The 14,626-nt window shown below is 48.0% G+C and carries 11 protein-coding genes; 5 read left to right on the top strand and 6 right to left on the bottom strand.

All coding sequences use genetic code 11. The features are described from left to right. The first annotated feature begins 214 nt into the window (after positions 1 to 214). Complete coding sequence (gene exaC, locus PQQ36_RS04170; RefSeq protein ID WP_040111025.1) at positions 215 to 1,735, top strand: acetaldehyde dehydrogenase ExaC; 1,521 nt, start codon at positions 215 to 217, stop codon at positions 1,733 to 1,735. A gap of 80 nt (positions 1,736 to 1,815) precedes the next feature. On the opposite strand, the gene PQQ36_RS04165 is transcribed toward exaC, so the two are convergent. Together PQQ36_RS04165 and PQQ36_RS04160 are read right to left on the bottom strand one after the other, a co-directional pair. Beyond that, entirely contained in the window at positions 1,816 to 2,250 is a 435-nt protein-coding gene (locus PQQ36_RS04165) for a GNAT family N-acetyltransferase (RefSeq protein ID WP_072610544.1), read from the bottom strand. A gap of 98 nt (positions 2,251 to 2,348) precedes the next feature. Further along, positions 2,349 to 3,662, bottom strand: a complete 1,314-nt coding sequence (locus PQQ36_RS04160) for a hemolysin family protein (RefSeq protein WP_015728242.1) — start codon at positions 3,660 to 3,662, stop codon at positions 2,349 to 2,351. A gap of 497 nt (positions 3,663 to 4,159) precedes the next feature. Here PQQ36_RS04160 and PQQ36_RS04155 point away from each other — a divergent pair, with 497 nt between their 5' ends. Further along, positions 4,160 to 7,897 (top strand): M66 family metalloprotease, encoded by a 3,738-nt coding sequence (locus tag PQQ36_RS04155; protein WP_273660378.1) that lies wholly within the window; start codon positions 4,160 to 4,162, stop codon positions 7,895 to 7,897. A gap of 216 nt (positions 7,898 to 8,113) precedes the next feature. Then, entirely contained in the window at positions 8,114 to 8,620 is a 507-nt protein-coding gene (gene def, locus PQQ36_RS04150; protein ID WP_011081780.1) for a peptide deformylase, read from the top strand. Between the two features lie 79 nt (positions 8,621 to 8,699). Here the strand turns inward: def and PQQ36_RS04145 are convergent, their stop codons facing one another. The 3 genes from PQQ36_RS04145 to PQQ36_RS04135 are packed head-to-tail and all read right to left on the bottom strand — an operon-like array spanning position 8,700 to position 10,749. Next, positions 8,700 to 9,956, bottom strand: a complete 1,257-nt coding sequence (locus PQQ36_RS04145) for a PTS ascorbate transporter subunit IIC (protein WP_015728238.1) — start codon at positions 9,954 to 9,956, stop codon at positions 8,700 to 8,702. Positions 9,957 to 9,965: 9 nt separating this feature from the next. After that, a complete protein-coding gene (locus PQQ36_RS04140) occupies positions 9,966 to 10,253 on the bottom strand; it encodes a PTS sugar transporter subunit IIB (RefSeq protein WP_065091336.1) in 288 nt (95 codons plus the stop codon). Positions 10,254 to 10,305: 52 nt separating this feature from the next. Next, on the bottom strand, positions 10,306 to 10,749 hold the full coding sequence (locus tag PQQ36_RS04135; protein WP_011081777.1) for a PTS sugar transporter subunit IIA: 444 nt from the start codon (positions 10,747 to 10,749) through the stop codon (positions 10,306 to 10,308). A 245-nt stretch (positions 10,750 to 10,994) separates the two neighbouring features. Between PQQ36_RS04135 and PQQ36_RS04130 the strand changes: the two genes are divergently transcribed. Then, positions 10,995 to 12,026, top strand: coding sequence for a LacI family DNA-binding transcriptional regulator (locus PQQ36_RS04130; protein ID WP_040111023.1), 1,032 nt, complete (start codon positions 10,995 to 10,997; stop codon positions 12,024 to 12,026). 99 nt (positions 12,027 to 12,125) lie between these two features. Next, positions 12,126 to 13,457 carry a ferredoxin reductase family protein gene (locus PQQ36_RS04125; protein WP_040111022.1) on the top strand — a complete coding sequence of 444 codons (1,332 nt, stop codon included), beginning with the start codon at positions 12,126 to 12,128 and terminating at the stop codon, positions 13,455 to 13,457. Between the two features lie 182 nt (positions 13,458 to 13,639). Here the strand turns inward: PQQ36_RS04125 and PQQ36_RS04120 are convergent, their stop codons facing one another. Continuing rightward, positions 13,640 to 14,329, bottom strand: a complete 690-nt coding sequence (locus tag PQQ36_RS04120; RefSeq protein ID WP_225470382.1) for a hypothetical protein — start codon at positions 14,327 to 14,329, stop codon at positions 13,640 to 13,642. Between the last annotated feature and the right edge of the window lie 297 nt (positions 14,330 to 14,626).

The raw sequence follows: 14,626 nt of genomic DNA, 5'->3' as shown, positions 1-14,626 counted from the left end.
GGTGTACCAATTTGGAACAGTTGAACAGCGCGTATCACGCCACTCGTTGTGCCATTCTCGACAAACCCAAGTTGTTATCGTTTGGTAATCATAGTTTTACATTTAATTAACAACAAGCGTTGTGTTTCTGGCCTGTGACTTGCGTTATGGCTTAGGTAAAGCAGTGCGAATCGACACTGTGTTTTAAACCAAACGAGAAACAAAAGGACGAGTTATGATTTATGCACAACCAGGTAGTGACAACGCTGTCGTGAATTTCAAAAGCCACTATGACAACTACATTGGCGGGGAATGGGTGAAACCGGTGAGCGGTGAATATTTCGATAATATTTCGCCGGTTAACGGCCAGGCTTATTGTAAAGTGGCTCGCTCAAGCGCGGCGGACATTAACTTGGCCTTGGATGCGGCGCACAGCGTTCGTTATCAATGGGCGAAAACCAGCGTGACGGAGCGTGCCAATATCTTGCTGAAAATCGCCGATCGCATTGAAGCGCATCTCGAAGAGTTGGCGGTGGCGGAAACGTGGGAAAACGGCAAACCTGTACGTGAAACGCTGGCGGCAGATTTACCGCTGGTGGTCGATCACTTCCGCTATTTCGCCGGGTGTATTCGTGCGCAGGAAGGCAGCGCTGCGGAGCTGGATGCCAATACCGCGAGCTACCACTTCCCAGAGCCGATTGGCGTGGTTGGGCAGATCATCCCTTGGAACTTCCCCATGCTGATGGCGGCGTGGAAACTGGCACCAGCGTTAGCGGCGGGCTGCTGCGTGGTACTCAAACCAGCAGAGCAAACGCCAACGTCAATCTTGGTGCTGATGGAAAAGATTGGTGATCTTATTCCGGCTGGTGTGGTGAACGTGGTTAACGGCTTTGGCGCAGAAGCAGGCCAAGCACTAGCCACCAGCAATCGTATTGCCAAACTGGCGTTTACGGGTTCAACCGAAGTGGGCAATCACATACTTAAATGTGCCGCGGAAAGCTTGATTCCATCAACGGTGGAACTCGGCGGTAAGTCGCCAAACATCTATTTCCCAGATGTGTTTGATCATGAAGATGCTTATCTGGACAAATGCATAGAGGGCACTTTACTTGCCTTCTTTAACCAAGGCGAAGTGTGTACTTGCCCATCACGCGTGCTGGTCCATGAGTCGATTTACGATCAGTTCATTGCCAAAGTGGCGGAGCGTGCCAAGAGCATCAAACAGGGCAACCCGCTCGATACCAACACTCAAGTGGGTGCCCAAGCATCGCAAGAGCAATTTGATAAGATATTGAGCTACTTGGAAATTGGCCGCCAAGAAGGGGCAAAAGTGGTGTTTGGTGGTGAGATTGCCAAGCAAGAAGACGATTTGGCGACCGGTTACTACATCCAGCCCACTTTACTGCAAGGTCACAACAAAATGCGGGTATTCCAAGAAGAAATTTTTGGCCCGGTGATCGCGGTGACAACCTTTAAAGACGAAGCCGAAGCACTGGCCATTGCCAACGACACTGAGTATGGCTTAGGCGCTGGCGTGTGGACTCGCGATCAAAACCTAGCCTATCGCATGGGGCGTAACATTGAAGCGGGCCGGATTTGGATCAACTGCTACCACGCATATCCTGCACACGCCGCATTCGGTGGTTACAAAAAATCGGGCATTGGTCGCGAAACTCACAAGATGATGCTAAATCACTACCAAAATACCAAGAACTTGCTGATTAGCTACGATGTGAATCCGTTAGGTTTCTTCTAAACGAACTGGCATTTTCTAGGATTAGGATAAAGAAGCCCCTGACGATTGGGGCTTCTTTGATCGGACTACATTTACCAAGACTAAACGTTGCGATTTGAGGAGCTATTGAAAGAGAACATGCGTACTTCGTCGCGCGCAAACCAGCCCATTTTTTGATAGAAATTCTGTGCTGCATGGTTTTCGCTTAACACAAACAGATGTGTTTTGGCGATGCCAAGGGCGGCCAACGCGTCCGTTGCGCGAGTAACAAGCTGCTGGCCAATACCTTGACCTCGGTAGTCGTTATCGACAGAGAGGTGTTGCAAATAACCCCGTCGTCCATCGGTACCGACCAACACGGCAGCGATGGTTTTCTCGTTGTCGAGCACCACAAAGCTCAAGCCTGGGTTGCGCTTGAGGTAGGCTGCAATACTCGGTTTGGAATCCGCGTCTTTGATGGCTAGATGCTCGGTCTCACCCCACAGAGCCATGACGTTCTCGTAGTCGGAAATCTCCATTTCCCTGATTTGATACATTCGGTGTTTATCTCCCTAATAGTGACCGTTCAACCCTACATAAAAAATCAGCCAAAGCGAAGGGCAATGGCTGATGAAATGAGTGGTGAGTGCCGACGTTATTCCTCGTGGCTTGGCTGATTCTCCACTTCCACACGAGTAACCAGCAGTTGGTCCACTTTGTAGTTATCAATGTCCACCACTTCGAACTTGTAACCAGAGTAGATGATGGCATCCGTTCTGCGTGGGATCTTTCTCAGCATGTACATCATAAAACCAGCGATGGTTTCGTAGTTTTGTGGATGTGGAAACTCGTTGATATTGAGTGCTCGCATCACATCGGTGATTGGCGTAACGCCATCCACTAACCAAGAGTTCGGGTCGCGTGCAACGATTTGTTCTTCGCCTTCGGCCAGCACCCAAGTGCCCATAACGGCACTTTGCAGATCGTTAAAAGTGACAATGCCCAACACCAGTGCGTATTCGTTCATGATCACGGCAAAGTCAGCGCGGGTATTTTTAAAGTAATCCAACGCTTCAGAGAGGCTCAAAGTGTCAGGAATAATCGGACAACTTTGCACCATGCTGCTGTCTTTGACGTTTAATGTATGCCCGTTAATCAAACGAGTAAGCAGTTCTTTGGAATCGATGTACCCTTTGATTGCATCGAGTTGACCATCACACACCAGAAACTTGTGGTGAGGATCTTCGGCGATTTTCTTTCTCAGCGTTTCTTCATCGTCTTCAAGCGAAAGGAAGGTCAGGCTTTCGCGTGGTGTCATGGCAGAAGTGACGGGGACTGATTGCATTTCAAACACGCTTTCCATCATTTTTTGTTCGCCACGATCGAGCACGCCCGCCTCAGCGCCGGCATCCATCACTGCATAAATATCGTCAGAGGTAATGTCGTCGTTACGCTCAGCTGGAATGCTCAGCAGTTGGAAAATCAGGTTGGCTAAGCCGTTAAAGATAAAAATAAATGGCTTCAAAATGGTGATGCAGACCAACATTGGCCCCACCAAAGAGATGGCGATTTTTTCTGGTACCGCCATGGCGATGCGTTTGGGCATTAAGTCGGCAAACAAAATAAACATGCTGGTGACCAAAAAGAAGGAGAGGAAGAAACTCACCTGTGCCAACCAAGCGGCAGGGACGATACCGTCGAGAGCGGCTTTGATGTAAGGCGTGAAGGCTGACTCACCCACAATACCACCCATGATGGCGACGGCGTTGAGGCCGATTTGTACCACGGTGAAGAAGTTACCCGGATTGGCTTGCAGTTCAAGCACTTTGGTTGCGCGCTCATCTCCCTCGTCAGAAAGCTGCTTTAAGCGAATTTTTCTGGCGGCGGCAAGTGCAATTTCTGACATAGAGAAAAAGCAACTGGATAAGATCAGGGCAAAGATGATTGAGAGATTCTCAAATAGACTCATGTTAGTTTCCAAGTTTTCTTCAGGGTTACCACACCGCATGAATGGGAGAGAAAGGGCGTGGTCTGTCTGCTAAACAAATGAGAGGTTCGGACGGGATACTCAGCAAGCGAGATACTGGCTGTTTCTGCTTATTGGTTCGAGTTCGCCTCGGCTTTGATATTCTATACCTAAGCCGAGAATAGATGAAGCTGCTCACACATTTCTCATGGTGATTTTTGCGGATAGAAATCATCTAAATTATTGAATTATTAAATATTTATAAATCCACTGAATTATTGACTGAACCTCTCATATTGAATCTTTTCGGTATGGCATTTTGGAACTGCACTCTCATTCCGTTCAATCTTCATTTTTAAATTGCTTGTCTCATAAATGATAATTAAATCCTAACCTACTTATTAATAACGATATTTCTTAGATTTTCAGAGAAATGTTGTGGGTTAGTGTTGCCTAAATTTGGGCTCAATCTATTCAAATAATAATGAGATAAGCCAATCATGAAGAAAAAACCACTGACACTTCTCATCGCGGGGCTATTGGGAAGCACTGCTGTGTGGGCGCAACCTGAGTTGACGCTGGTACAGATCGGAGAGAAAACCGTCGAGCGTTTGCAATCGATCAAAGCGATGGCTGAACGTGGCGAAGGCGTATTTGAACGCAATGGCGAACGTTGGATCAATTATCAAGGTTTTGAATATCGTCTTAGCTACAAAAATGATCTTAAGTTCCCATTTTTGCCTTACCAAGGCGGCGATGACACACCGTATCGCAATGTGATCGATTTTGTCGATCAAAGCTGGGAATTCATGATGTACAACGGCGGCTTTTACTTGATGAGCCGCGAATTTGGTGTTTACGAATCGGATGAGCAAGGCTGTTTCGTGGAATACATTCCAGCGTCACACGGTTCGAAGCGACCTGATGGCAGCTATATTTGGGAAAGTGATGTCATTTACCGCACAGAAACCAACGATTGTGGCGCTTTAGTGAAGCCTGCCATCCATTCTGTCACGGTATCGAGTGTCTCGGATGTGGGCGTATCGTTTGATTGGTTAGGCCAAAACGAGTCGGACACAACGCAGTTGACCTTAACCAAGGTGAGTGACGGCAAGGATGTTCGCCATTATGACGCCGTCTCGGCGGGTTTTTTCATCGGTGGGCTCCAGCCTGAAACACAATATGAGATGGTGCTGCGCTCTTGCAATCCAGTGGATTGTGCCGAGCCGCAGGTGGTGCGTTTTACCACTCAAGCCTCTCGCGTTGGCTTTGCCGATGAGATCCCAACGCCTAACCATTTGCAAGGCAGTTTAGAAGGTGGTTTGGGCATCACGCAAACGCACACTTCGGTCGCGCCAAATGGCAATGAGTTGACAGGGCAAGGCCATTTGGATGTGATCATGAACCGCGAAGCGATGCTGCTTTTCACGCCATCGCAAGGTGAAGAGATCAACCAAGTGCGTGCAGAAGTGCTCCTTGATGGCGAGGTGGTTCACAGCAGCTTGATGTTGCCGCCAAGCGCTCTGGCTGCGTCGGATCAGCCTGACAATGGACGCATGAAAGTGGTGTTTTCTCATCATGCTTGGTCGCTGCCCCTGCAATGGAACTGGATGAAGCCGGGTCTATCGCTGCGCTTGACCGACAATTTAGGCCGTGAAGGGGTATTGAGCCAAGGGGAGATCCAATTTGGTGGCGCGCCAGAGTTGGTGATCCAAAACATCGACATGGGCATGCTTATCGAGCCGCGCAATCGCAATACCATGATCCAAAACTTACCGACGCTTGCGGCGGATTACTTCCAGAAGATTCCGGCCTCCAAGTTGGTGATGGCCGATTATACGCCAGCGCATTTTCCAATTGTGACGATGCCAAACGGCGTGGTGTACACCGATAAAAGTGCCAGCACTGGTGGTTGGCACAGTGGCGATATGCGCGAAGCGATTGGTAAAGCCATGGTCTCAACGGGCATCAACAATGCCAACGTCGGCATTTTAACCAGCGCAGGTTACTCACAGCAGTACAACCGACGCTTCAATCACATTACTGCCCATACCAACGTTGGGGTTTACACCAAAAAAGACACCGATTTACCGCAAGTGGTTGTGCATGGGGGCAGTGGTGGCGGTGGTATTGTCACGCTAGAAGCCACCACGGGTAATGAATGGTCACATGAACTTGGCCACAACTATGGATTGGGGCATTGGCCGTATATGGCGTCGATTCACGATATGGAATCGGGCTGGGGTTGGGATGCTTTCCATCAACGCTTTATCGGCAACCTACATTGGAAAGGCGATGTGTATACCCAGCAACAAGGGGACGATATTGTACCGCCGTTTAAAGATGCGTTCCGTTTCTTGGTGGATGCGCAAAATGGTGGTGAGCAGGAATATGTCGGCACCATCAGTCGCTTTACGTTGGAACACCCTGCACAGTCGCGCAAAGCGCAGCGTTGGATGAATAACGGTTTTAATCTTGATAGCAGCAGCCCGAGCGGTTATGTGCAGTGGGATCAAGCCGCGCAGCGCTATCAAACGGTCGAGACCGACACACCTAAACCACAACAAACGGGTGTAGCAGTAATGACGCTATTGGGTATTTATGACCCATATAACGAAAAGCCAAGCCAAATTTATCCACTGGTTTACTCCAATTACGGCAATGTGTTTGAACTGCCGCAAGGCGTTCAAGGAGAGTTCCAGCCAGATGGTTGGCAGCCTGTGGCAGATTTAACCCCAGCGGAGCTTGAGAGTGATAGTTGGCAAACCTTGCGCATGGATGGTGAGCAGCAACGTGTGTGTAAGTTCACCTTCCAAGCGGCAAATGGTGACAGTGCTGTCTTTGTTGGTGGTGTGGATCAGAGCACCGATCGTTGTTCATCTGGCCGTGATCTCCAATGGCACATTAATTCCAACATGACATCGGCGCAAGGTGACTATGAGTTGCTTTCCAAGTACGGACGTGGTGCGGTCACGTACACGCCTACACCAGAGGTGGGGGAAGTGACGCTCTGTACACTCAATAAGTCAGGCACCGATCACGATGGTGCGGGTTTTGTGGTGGGTAACAACTGTGAGCAAATCTCAGGCGTGATGCATAAGCATGGCAAGACCTGGCGCTACGCGCTACGTGGTGATGAAGTGCTGCGCCCTAGCTACCAAACTCAAGGTCAGTGCCAGTTAGATGTCGAGTTTGCTAATGGTGCCAGTGAGCGAGTGGTACTGAATGCCTCTCGTCATAGCGTTAATGACAGCAACAAATTCCACGTTAACTTAGCGATGGATAATGGTGTGCCAACGCAGGTCCGCTTAAGTTGTTCAGACAGAAATGGTGAGACTGAGCTAACGCGCTTCACCCCTGAGCAAAATCCACCGATTGCGGATCTCAAAGGGCCGATCATCATTGGCCAAGAGTATGGTTACAGCCAAGTGGTCGACATGACCCCAACGTTTGCGCAAAACGACACGCTCCTAAACGAAGATTTTGCGACCATTACTCAGTTTGATGCGTTTGTTGCTGAGCATTATGGCCGTGGATTGCTCAACAATGGCGTAACTCGCGCTGAACGTCGAGCAGGCGCGCTGTATGTGTTCGCGAATCCAGAAACGGGCAGTCGCGACTATTTTGTTATGCGCACCGTGGAGGCTCAGGCTTTCCCAACCAATCAAACCAGCAATGGCGATTGGAAATACCTCGGCTCTGCAGATGACTACGTCAACTTCACCTTCAACCCGATTGCCTTCGATCGTGCAGAAGGTCTCCGCATCGAAGAGCGCGTGAAAGGCTATTTTGCTGCCTCCCGTCTATTGAGTTGGGAAGAGCGCCACAGCACCGCGTGGGGGAGTACGGAAAACGCCGTTTTTGTTGGGCAAATCGAGGGTGAAAATCACTACTTCATCCAGAAACGTCCTGGCGAAGGAGAGGCATTCCCAACTAACGCTGCATCAAACCAAGATTGGTATTTCTTGGGCAGTGACAGCGCCATTCAAGCTTATCTGGATGAGCTCAATCGCGATTTGGCGAGTTTTGAACGCGCTCTGTTGGAATGGTACCAACAAGATGCGATGGGCGTTTGGGGCAGTGATGGTCAGCGAGGCAAAGTGAATGATATTTATCAATACGCTTTCCGTGGTGGCTACCATTACTACCGTCTAAAAACCACCAGTTACGGTTACTTCCCTTGGCCGACGGACAATAACTCAAGCAACCATCAGTGGGCCTATTTAGGCCAGTTCTAATGATGAGTTAGTGGTACCAATCAAGCCAGTCTCGATGACTGGCTTTCTTTTTCTCGTTTTTCTCGTTTTCAAGTTTTTGAGCCATTTTTCGCTTCGATGATGTGTGTTCAATGCCGTTGGCGAAAGCATTTGGCGTTAACCTGAGGTTTACAACGGCGGGAGAAACCACTATCTTACGCCGCGTTATTTTTATTCAACGGATAATTCAAGGACCCCATGGCTGTTTTAGAAATTTTAACCGCACCCGATCCACGACTACGCGTTCAATCTAAAGAAGTAACGGATGTTGCTGCAGTGCAAACTCTGATCGACGATCTGCTTGAGACGCTTTACGAAACGGATAATGGTGTGGGCTTAGCGGCGCCGCAAGTTGGCCGAGAAGAAGCCATTGTGGTGATTGACTTGTCAGAAAATCGCGATGAGCCGCTAGTGCTGGTGAACCCAAAAGTGGTCAGCGGCAGCAATAAAGAGATGGGTCAAGAAGGTTGCCTATCGGTACCAGACTACTACGCCGATGTTGAGCGTTACACTTCGGTGGTCGTGGAAGCGCTCGATCGTGATGGTAAACCATTGCGAATCGAAACCAGCGAGTTCTTGGCGATTGTGATGCAACACGAGATTGACCATCTCTCTGGTAATCTCTTCATCGACTACTTGTCGCCACTGAAGCAGCAAATGGCGATGAAAAAAGTGAAAAAACACAACAAGCTTCGTGCTCGCTAATTGAGCGATAAAAAAGCAAAAAGCCGCTGTTGATCACAGCGGCTTTTCTATTGGGCCTTGTTATCTGACGAAGAATGGCTTAACGCACAATCAGACCAAGTAGGATACCGACAGCACCGAAGTCCGCGTCACTGAAGGTGGTGTTGGCAAAACCAAGATCACCTAGTACTGGCATCAGGAAGACTGGTAGGAAGGTGATCAGCAGACCTTGGGCAAAAGCCCCTAGGATTGCGCCACGGCGACCACCGGTTGCGTTACCAAATACCCCAGCTGCAGCACCAACGAAGAAGTGTGGAACCACGCCTGGAATAATCACGGTTAAGCCCATTACGTACAGTAGGAACATGCCAAGTAAACCCGCAGCAAAGCTTGATAGGAAGCCCACCAAAACCGCATTTGGAGCGTAAGGGAAAACCACCGGGCAATCTAGCGCAGGTTTGGCATTCGGTACGAGTTTGTCCGAGATGCCTTTGAACGCAGGAACGATTTCGGCGATCACCATACGCACACCTTGCAGGATAACGTACACACCACCGGCAAACGTGATGGATTGCATCAGCGCGAACATAAACCAATGTTTACCGCCGCTCACTTCACGCACAAAATCACCGCCAGCGAAGAGACAAGTCACCATAAAGATGATGCCCATGGTAAACGAGATCGCCACTGGCGTGTCACGCAAGAACAACAGGCTCTTTGGTACATTCATCTCTTCAGTCGAGTGTTCTTTATTACCAAATTTGCTGCCGATAAAGCCAGCCAATACGTAAGAAAGTGTGGAGAAGTGGCCAATTGCAACGTCGTCTGAACCCGTCACTTGCTTCATGTATTTGTGTGCAATCGCAGGGAAGAACACCATCACAGAGCCTACAACCAGTGAACCCAGAGCAATCAGAGGAACGCCGCTCATACCGCTAGAAGAAAGGATCGCGGCAACCATCATCGACATAAACAGCGTGTGGTGACCCGTCAAGAAAATGAATTTCCACGGCGTAAAGCGTGCGATCAGAATATTCACCAGCATGGCAAAGAACATGATCATCGCCATCTCTTTACCAAAGGCTTCTTGTGCAATTGATACAATCGCTTCGTTGTTGGGTACCACACCTGTAATACCAAAGGCTTGCTGGAAGATGGTGGCAAAATCGCCCAACGAACTCACCACTAAGCCAGCACCCGCACCAAGAATAATGAAACCAAGAATGGTTTTTACAGTGCCTTTGATGCATTCCGTGACGGGCTTTTTCTGGGCAATCAAACCAATCAGTGCAATCAGGCCCACCAGAACGGCAGGCTCTGATAGGACATCATTCATTAAGAAACTAAAGAATTCCATAACGCCCCCTTATAGTGCGCCAAGTTCTTGAAGCGCAATAGATAAGCGATCTTTCATCACCACTTTATCCACCATGTTATCTAGGCTGACAATCTTTGGTTCCACACCCAAGTTTTTCAACTGCTCGGTGATATCGTTGGTTCCGATAAAGATGTCGCAATCGGTGCCTTTGGCACTGCCTAGATCGATATGATCAACGGCAGCGTCGACATTCAGATCTTTAACAATCGCTTTAATACTCATTTCCATCATTAGGCTAGTGCCTAAACCATGACCGCAAACAACCATAATTTTCATCATTCTGTACCTTATTGTTTCTTTAAATCTATATAGGGGGTATAGACAGGAGTTAATAGTTCTTGATGACCGCTAGGACATCGTCAGGAGTTTGAGCTTGGCAAATTTGCTCGACATGCTCTTCATTCATAAAAAGTTCTGCCAGTTTTGCGATAGCCCCGACATGGCTATTGCTGTCGGTAGCCGCAAGCGTCACCAGCATTTTTACAGGGTCATTCCCTTCAGAATCGAAATGAACACCTTGTTGAATAACGGTGATCGCCAATGCTAAACGGTTGACGCCATCTTCTGGACGAGCGTGTGGCATGGCCATGCCCGGACCAATCACATAGTAGGGACCAAGCTCTTGGTGTGAGCGAAAAATCGCATCGACGTAACGCGCTTCGACTGCACCGTTATCAATGAGTGCCTGACACGATTTTTGCACCGCATCTTGCCAATCTGTTGCTTGAGGGTGGACTCGAATAACGTCAGAGGTAATCAGTTCGCTTAGCATTGTTGTATTCCGATTTCTGTTGCTGAGATGGCGCTACTCTAACGATGATTCCGGCATAAAAACCAGAGTACGATCACAAATGATAGCGCTATCTGATAGCGCTATCATTAAGTGTGATAGCGCTACCATTTTTGCTAACACACTGAGTTTCATATGCTGGAGTTCAACCTTTAGTAAGCTACACTCTCCAGCATCTCTCCTCTGTGGTAAGATGCCGCAGCCTGCAAATAAGTAAAATTAATCCAATGAGCGAACCTCGAAAACGAAGAAGCACAGGGAGCGTCACCCTAGCCGATGTGGCCAAGAAAGCTGGCGTAGGAACCATGACGGTGTCGCGAGCATTGCGCACACCAGAACTCGTCTCAGATAAGTTACGAGATAAGATTCAACAAGTCGTCGATGAGCTAGGCTATATACCCAATAAAGCCGCTGGCGCACTTGCTTCAGCAGAGAGTTATTCAATAGCACTGATTTTGCCTTCATTGGTGGAGAAATCGTGTGCGCTGTTTTTGCCCTCTTTTCAGCACACGCTTAACAAAGCGGGTTACCAACTTTTGCTGGGTTACAGCGACTATTCTGCAGAGCAAGAAGAAAAATTACTCAGCGCGTTTCTGGAAGATAGGCCGGCTGGGGTGGTGTTGTTTGGTAGCAGCCACAGTGACCGAACGCATCAACTTTTGCACAGTGCCAATACGCAAGTTCTTGAAATTGCAGAACTGAGCAGCGAGCCTCGCTATATGAACATTGGCGTTGATCACTTTGATGTGGGCAAGGTTTGTACCAAACATTTGGTGGAACAAGGTTTTCGTAACATTGGCTTTATTGGTGCGCGTGGAAATCATTCAACCTTGCAACGAAAACTGCATGGTTGGCAAAGTGCCATGATTGAAAACTACCTCACACCAGATCATTTTCTTACCACGCATGAAGCGCCATCGGCTCAATTAGGGGCTGAAGGTTTGGCAAAGCTACTGTTGCGCGATTCTACGTTGGACGCGCTGGTGTGTAGCCATGAGGAAATTGCCATTGGGGCGTTGTTTGAGTGTCATCGCCGCGTGATCAAGGTGCCGGGCGATATGGCGATCATCTGTTTAGAAGGCTCCACGCTCGCTGAGCACGCTTATCCAAGCATCAGCAGCGCAGAATACGACTACGATAATATGGGCACACGCGCAGCGGAGAAGTTACTCCATGCGATAAAAGGTGAGCGTTTTCAAGAAGTGACGGATTTAGGCTTTCGACTCAAGCGCAGAGCTAGTACGCAAGTGAAGGCTTAGCAACAAGTTTACCCTTTACCCAAATTTACATGCTGGCGACGTTGCTTTACGTTAGGATTGTTACTCTAAAATAACCTTATAATTTAAGTGGATTTGGTTATGGACAGAGTAAAACAATCGATAGGGATAGCCGTCGTCATCGTGACGCTTTTGTGGCTGCAAGCCGAACCTTCGCTTTTCTCTTCACAAAATGTGTTTCAATGGCGCTCAGCCTTCGTTCAATACTCCGGCATCTTGGCACTAATGATGTTCTCAGTCGCCATGGTGCTCGCGTTGCGCCTTCCCACCATTGAGCGTTGGACTCAGGGAATCGACAAAGGGTATCGGATCCACAAATGGCTGGGTATTGTGGGTTTATCGCTCGGTGTGTTTCATTGGTTTACCTACCATTTACCTAAATGGTTAATCTCTCTCGACCTGCTGGAAAAACCGGTTCGCTTCGATGGCAGTGGCCCACATGGCCAGCTTTCTGAATGGGGCGTGTGGTTAAAACAAGCGAAACCTGTCGCTATGGCGATGGGGGAGTGGGGATTTTATCTGCTGATTGTCTTAGTCGTGGTGTCGTTATGGTCGGCCGTGAAGTACAAATCCTTTCGCTTGAGTCACCAATTGATGCCAGTCGCTTACCTGTTCATTGCCGCGCATGCTTTTATTTTGCTGAAAAAAGCCTATCTGGGCACGCCTATTTATTGGGTCACGTTATTGTTTTTAAGCGTGGGAAGTTTGGCTGCGCTCTACAGTTTATTTGGACTGATAGGCAAGAAAGTACGCTATGCAGCCCAAGTGACTCGAATCCATTATTGCCCGAATAGCCAAACGTTGGATCTGATTGTCGCAGTTGAAAACCGATGGAAAGGACACAAAGCGGGTCAGTTTGTTTATCTACGTTTTGCTGGTGAAGAGCCTCATCCCTTTACCATTGCCAGTGCAGCGCAAGGCAATCAACTGCGTTTTCTTATTAAAGAACTGGGCGATTTTACCACCGGTTTACGCGATCGAATCCGGGTTGGTGAGCGGCTCGAAATCGAAGGGCCTTACGGTCAGTTTGATTTCTCGGCAAATAAAGCGCAGATCTGGATTGGTGGTGGCGTTGGGATTGCCCCTTTTATGGCTGGCTTAGACGCCTTAGCGGCGATAGAACATTCCCGGCGCGTGCATCTTTTCTTCTGTTGCCAGAAAGTGGATCCGCAGATGTGTGAAGAACTTAAGCGTAAAGCGCACACCGCTCACGCCTCACTGACCATTATCGATGCGAGCGTGGACCCCTTATTGACTGCGGAAGACATTGCCAAGCAATGCGGTGACTTGCGCGAGTATGATTTCTACTTCTGTGGACCTGTGGCCTTCTCGCATGCCTTAAAGCAAGCGCTAAAACCCTATCGGGTCGATATTCATCAGCGCTTCCACGAAGAGTGGTTTGTGATGCGCTAACAAGAGAAAACGCAGCTTGAAATGGCTGCGTTTATTGATTTAAACGGTGCTGATATTGAAGAAACCACGCGTCGTTTCCATTAGGGTAAATAACGAAACGTCTAGGAAACAAGGGAAGAGAGTATCTCTTCCCTAAATGACACAGATTAACACCGATTTATTGGTGTAGATTTAGATGGGTTTTAGAATAAAACGGTAAGGTGAATATCGAAGCCACTGCCATCAAAAGTCTCGCCTGTTGAGGAAACTTCATACTCGATATTGGTGTATTTTGCACCAACCGCGATTTGGCCAAGAGCCCCAGGCGCAAACGCGTATTCATATTGCACCACCAAGCCGGCTGCATCATCGAATTCTACTTCGCCGCTGCAGATCCCGCTTACATTACACTCATAGCTAACCGCGGTGTGATAGGTAAACCCGGCACCCAATTTGTGGTTGCTTAAGCTCTTGAAAACTGTGAACTCAACAGGAACTCGGCTGAATGAGATATCACCGTTTGACGCATCAATGGTGTCAAATTTGTAACCTAGGGTGCCACGCAACAAGAAATCTTGTGGAAGCGCTAAATCCGCCCCGCCAAAAATAGAGATACCTTCGTTCGCTTTTATATCATCGCTATCGCCATTGACGAAAACGCCTTCACCCAGTTTATCGCCTCCAAAGCCATATCCAATGCCGACTACTCCTGTCAATACATTCGCACTTGCATACGAAGAGGCCAATAAGCCCAACAGAAAAACTTTAGATAATGCCAACTTTTTCACACAAATTTCCTTATTGATATTTAACGTATTTTTAATAACTATGCGATTGAAATAATAGGTATATTTTATGTGCATAGAGACAGGCGAAAATACCACAATACTCATTTGTTGCATTTATGATTTATCAAATACTTATCAATTGTCACAAAAATATTCTTATTGATTATTTTGTTTTTATTCATTGATTTAGCGCTTCATTATTTAGTTTTTTGTTGTGTGTTGATTCATGAGTTGCACTTGACATCTCGTTTGTTCAATTGTTAACCTCTCGCCATCCTTTCTTGCGGAGATAACGCCTACATGAACATCTAACTTCCCTATATTCCGATGATCTTTATTCATTCGGCTCTTGGAGTTAGTCGGCGTTATTGCGTTTCTGTTGTACATCTTGTTTTCCTATGC

The sequence above is a fragment of the Vibrio sp. CCUG 15886 genome, from assembly GCF_028570825.1.
Lineage (GTDB): Bacteria > Pseudomonadota > Gammaproteobacteria > Enterobacterales > Vibrionaceae > Vibrio > Vibrio vulnificus_B.
This window is presented reverse-complemented; position numbering and strand designations above follow the sequence as displayed.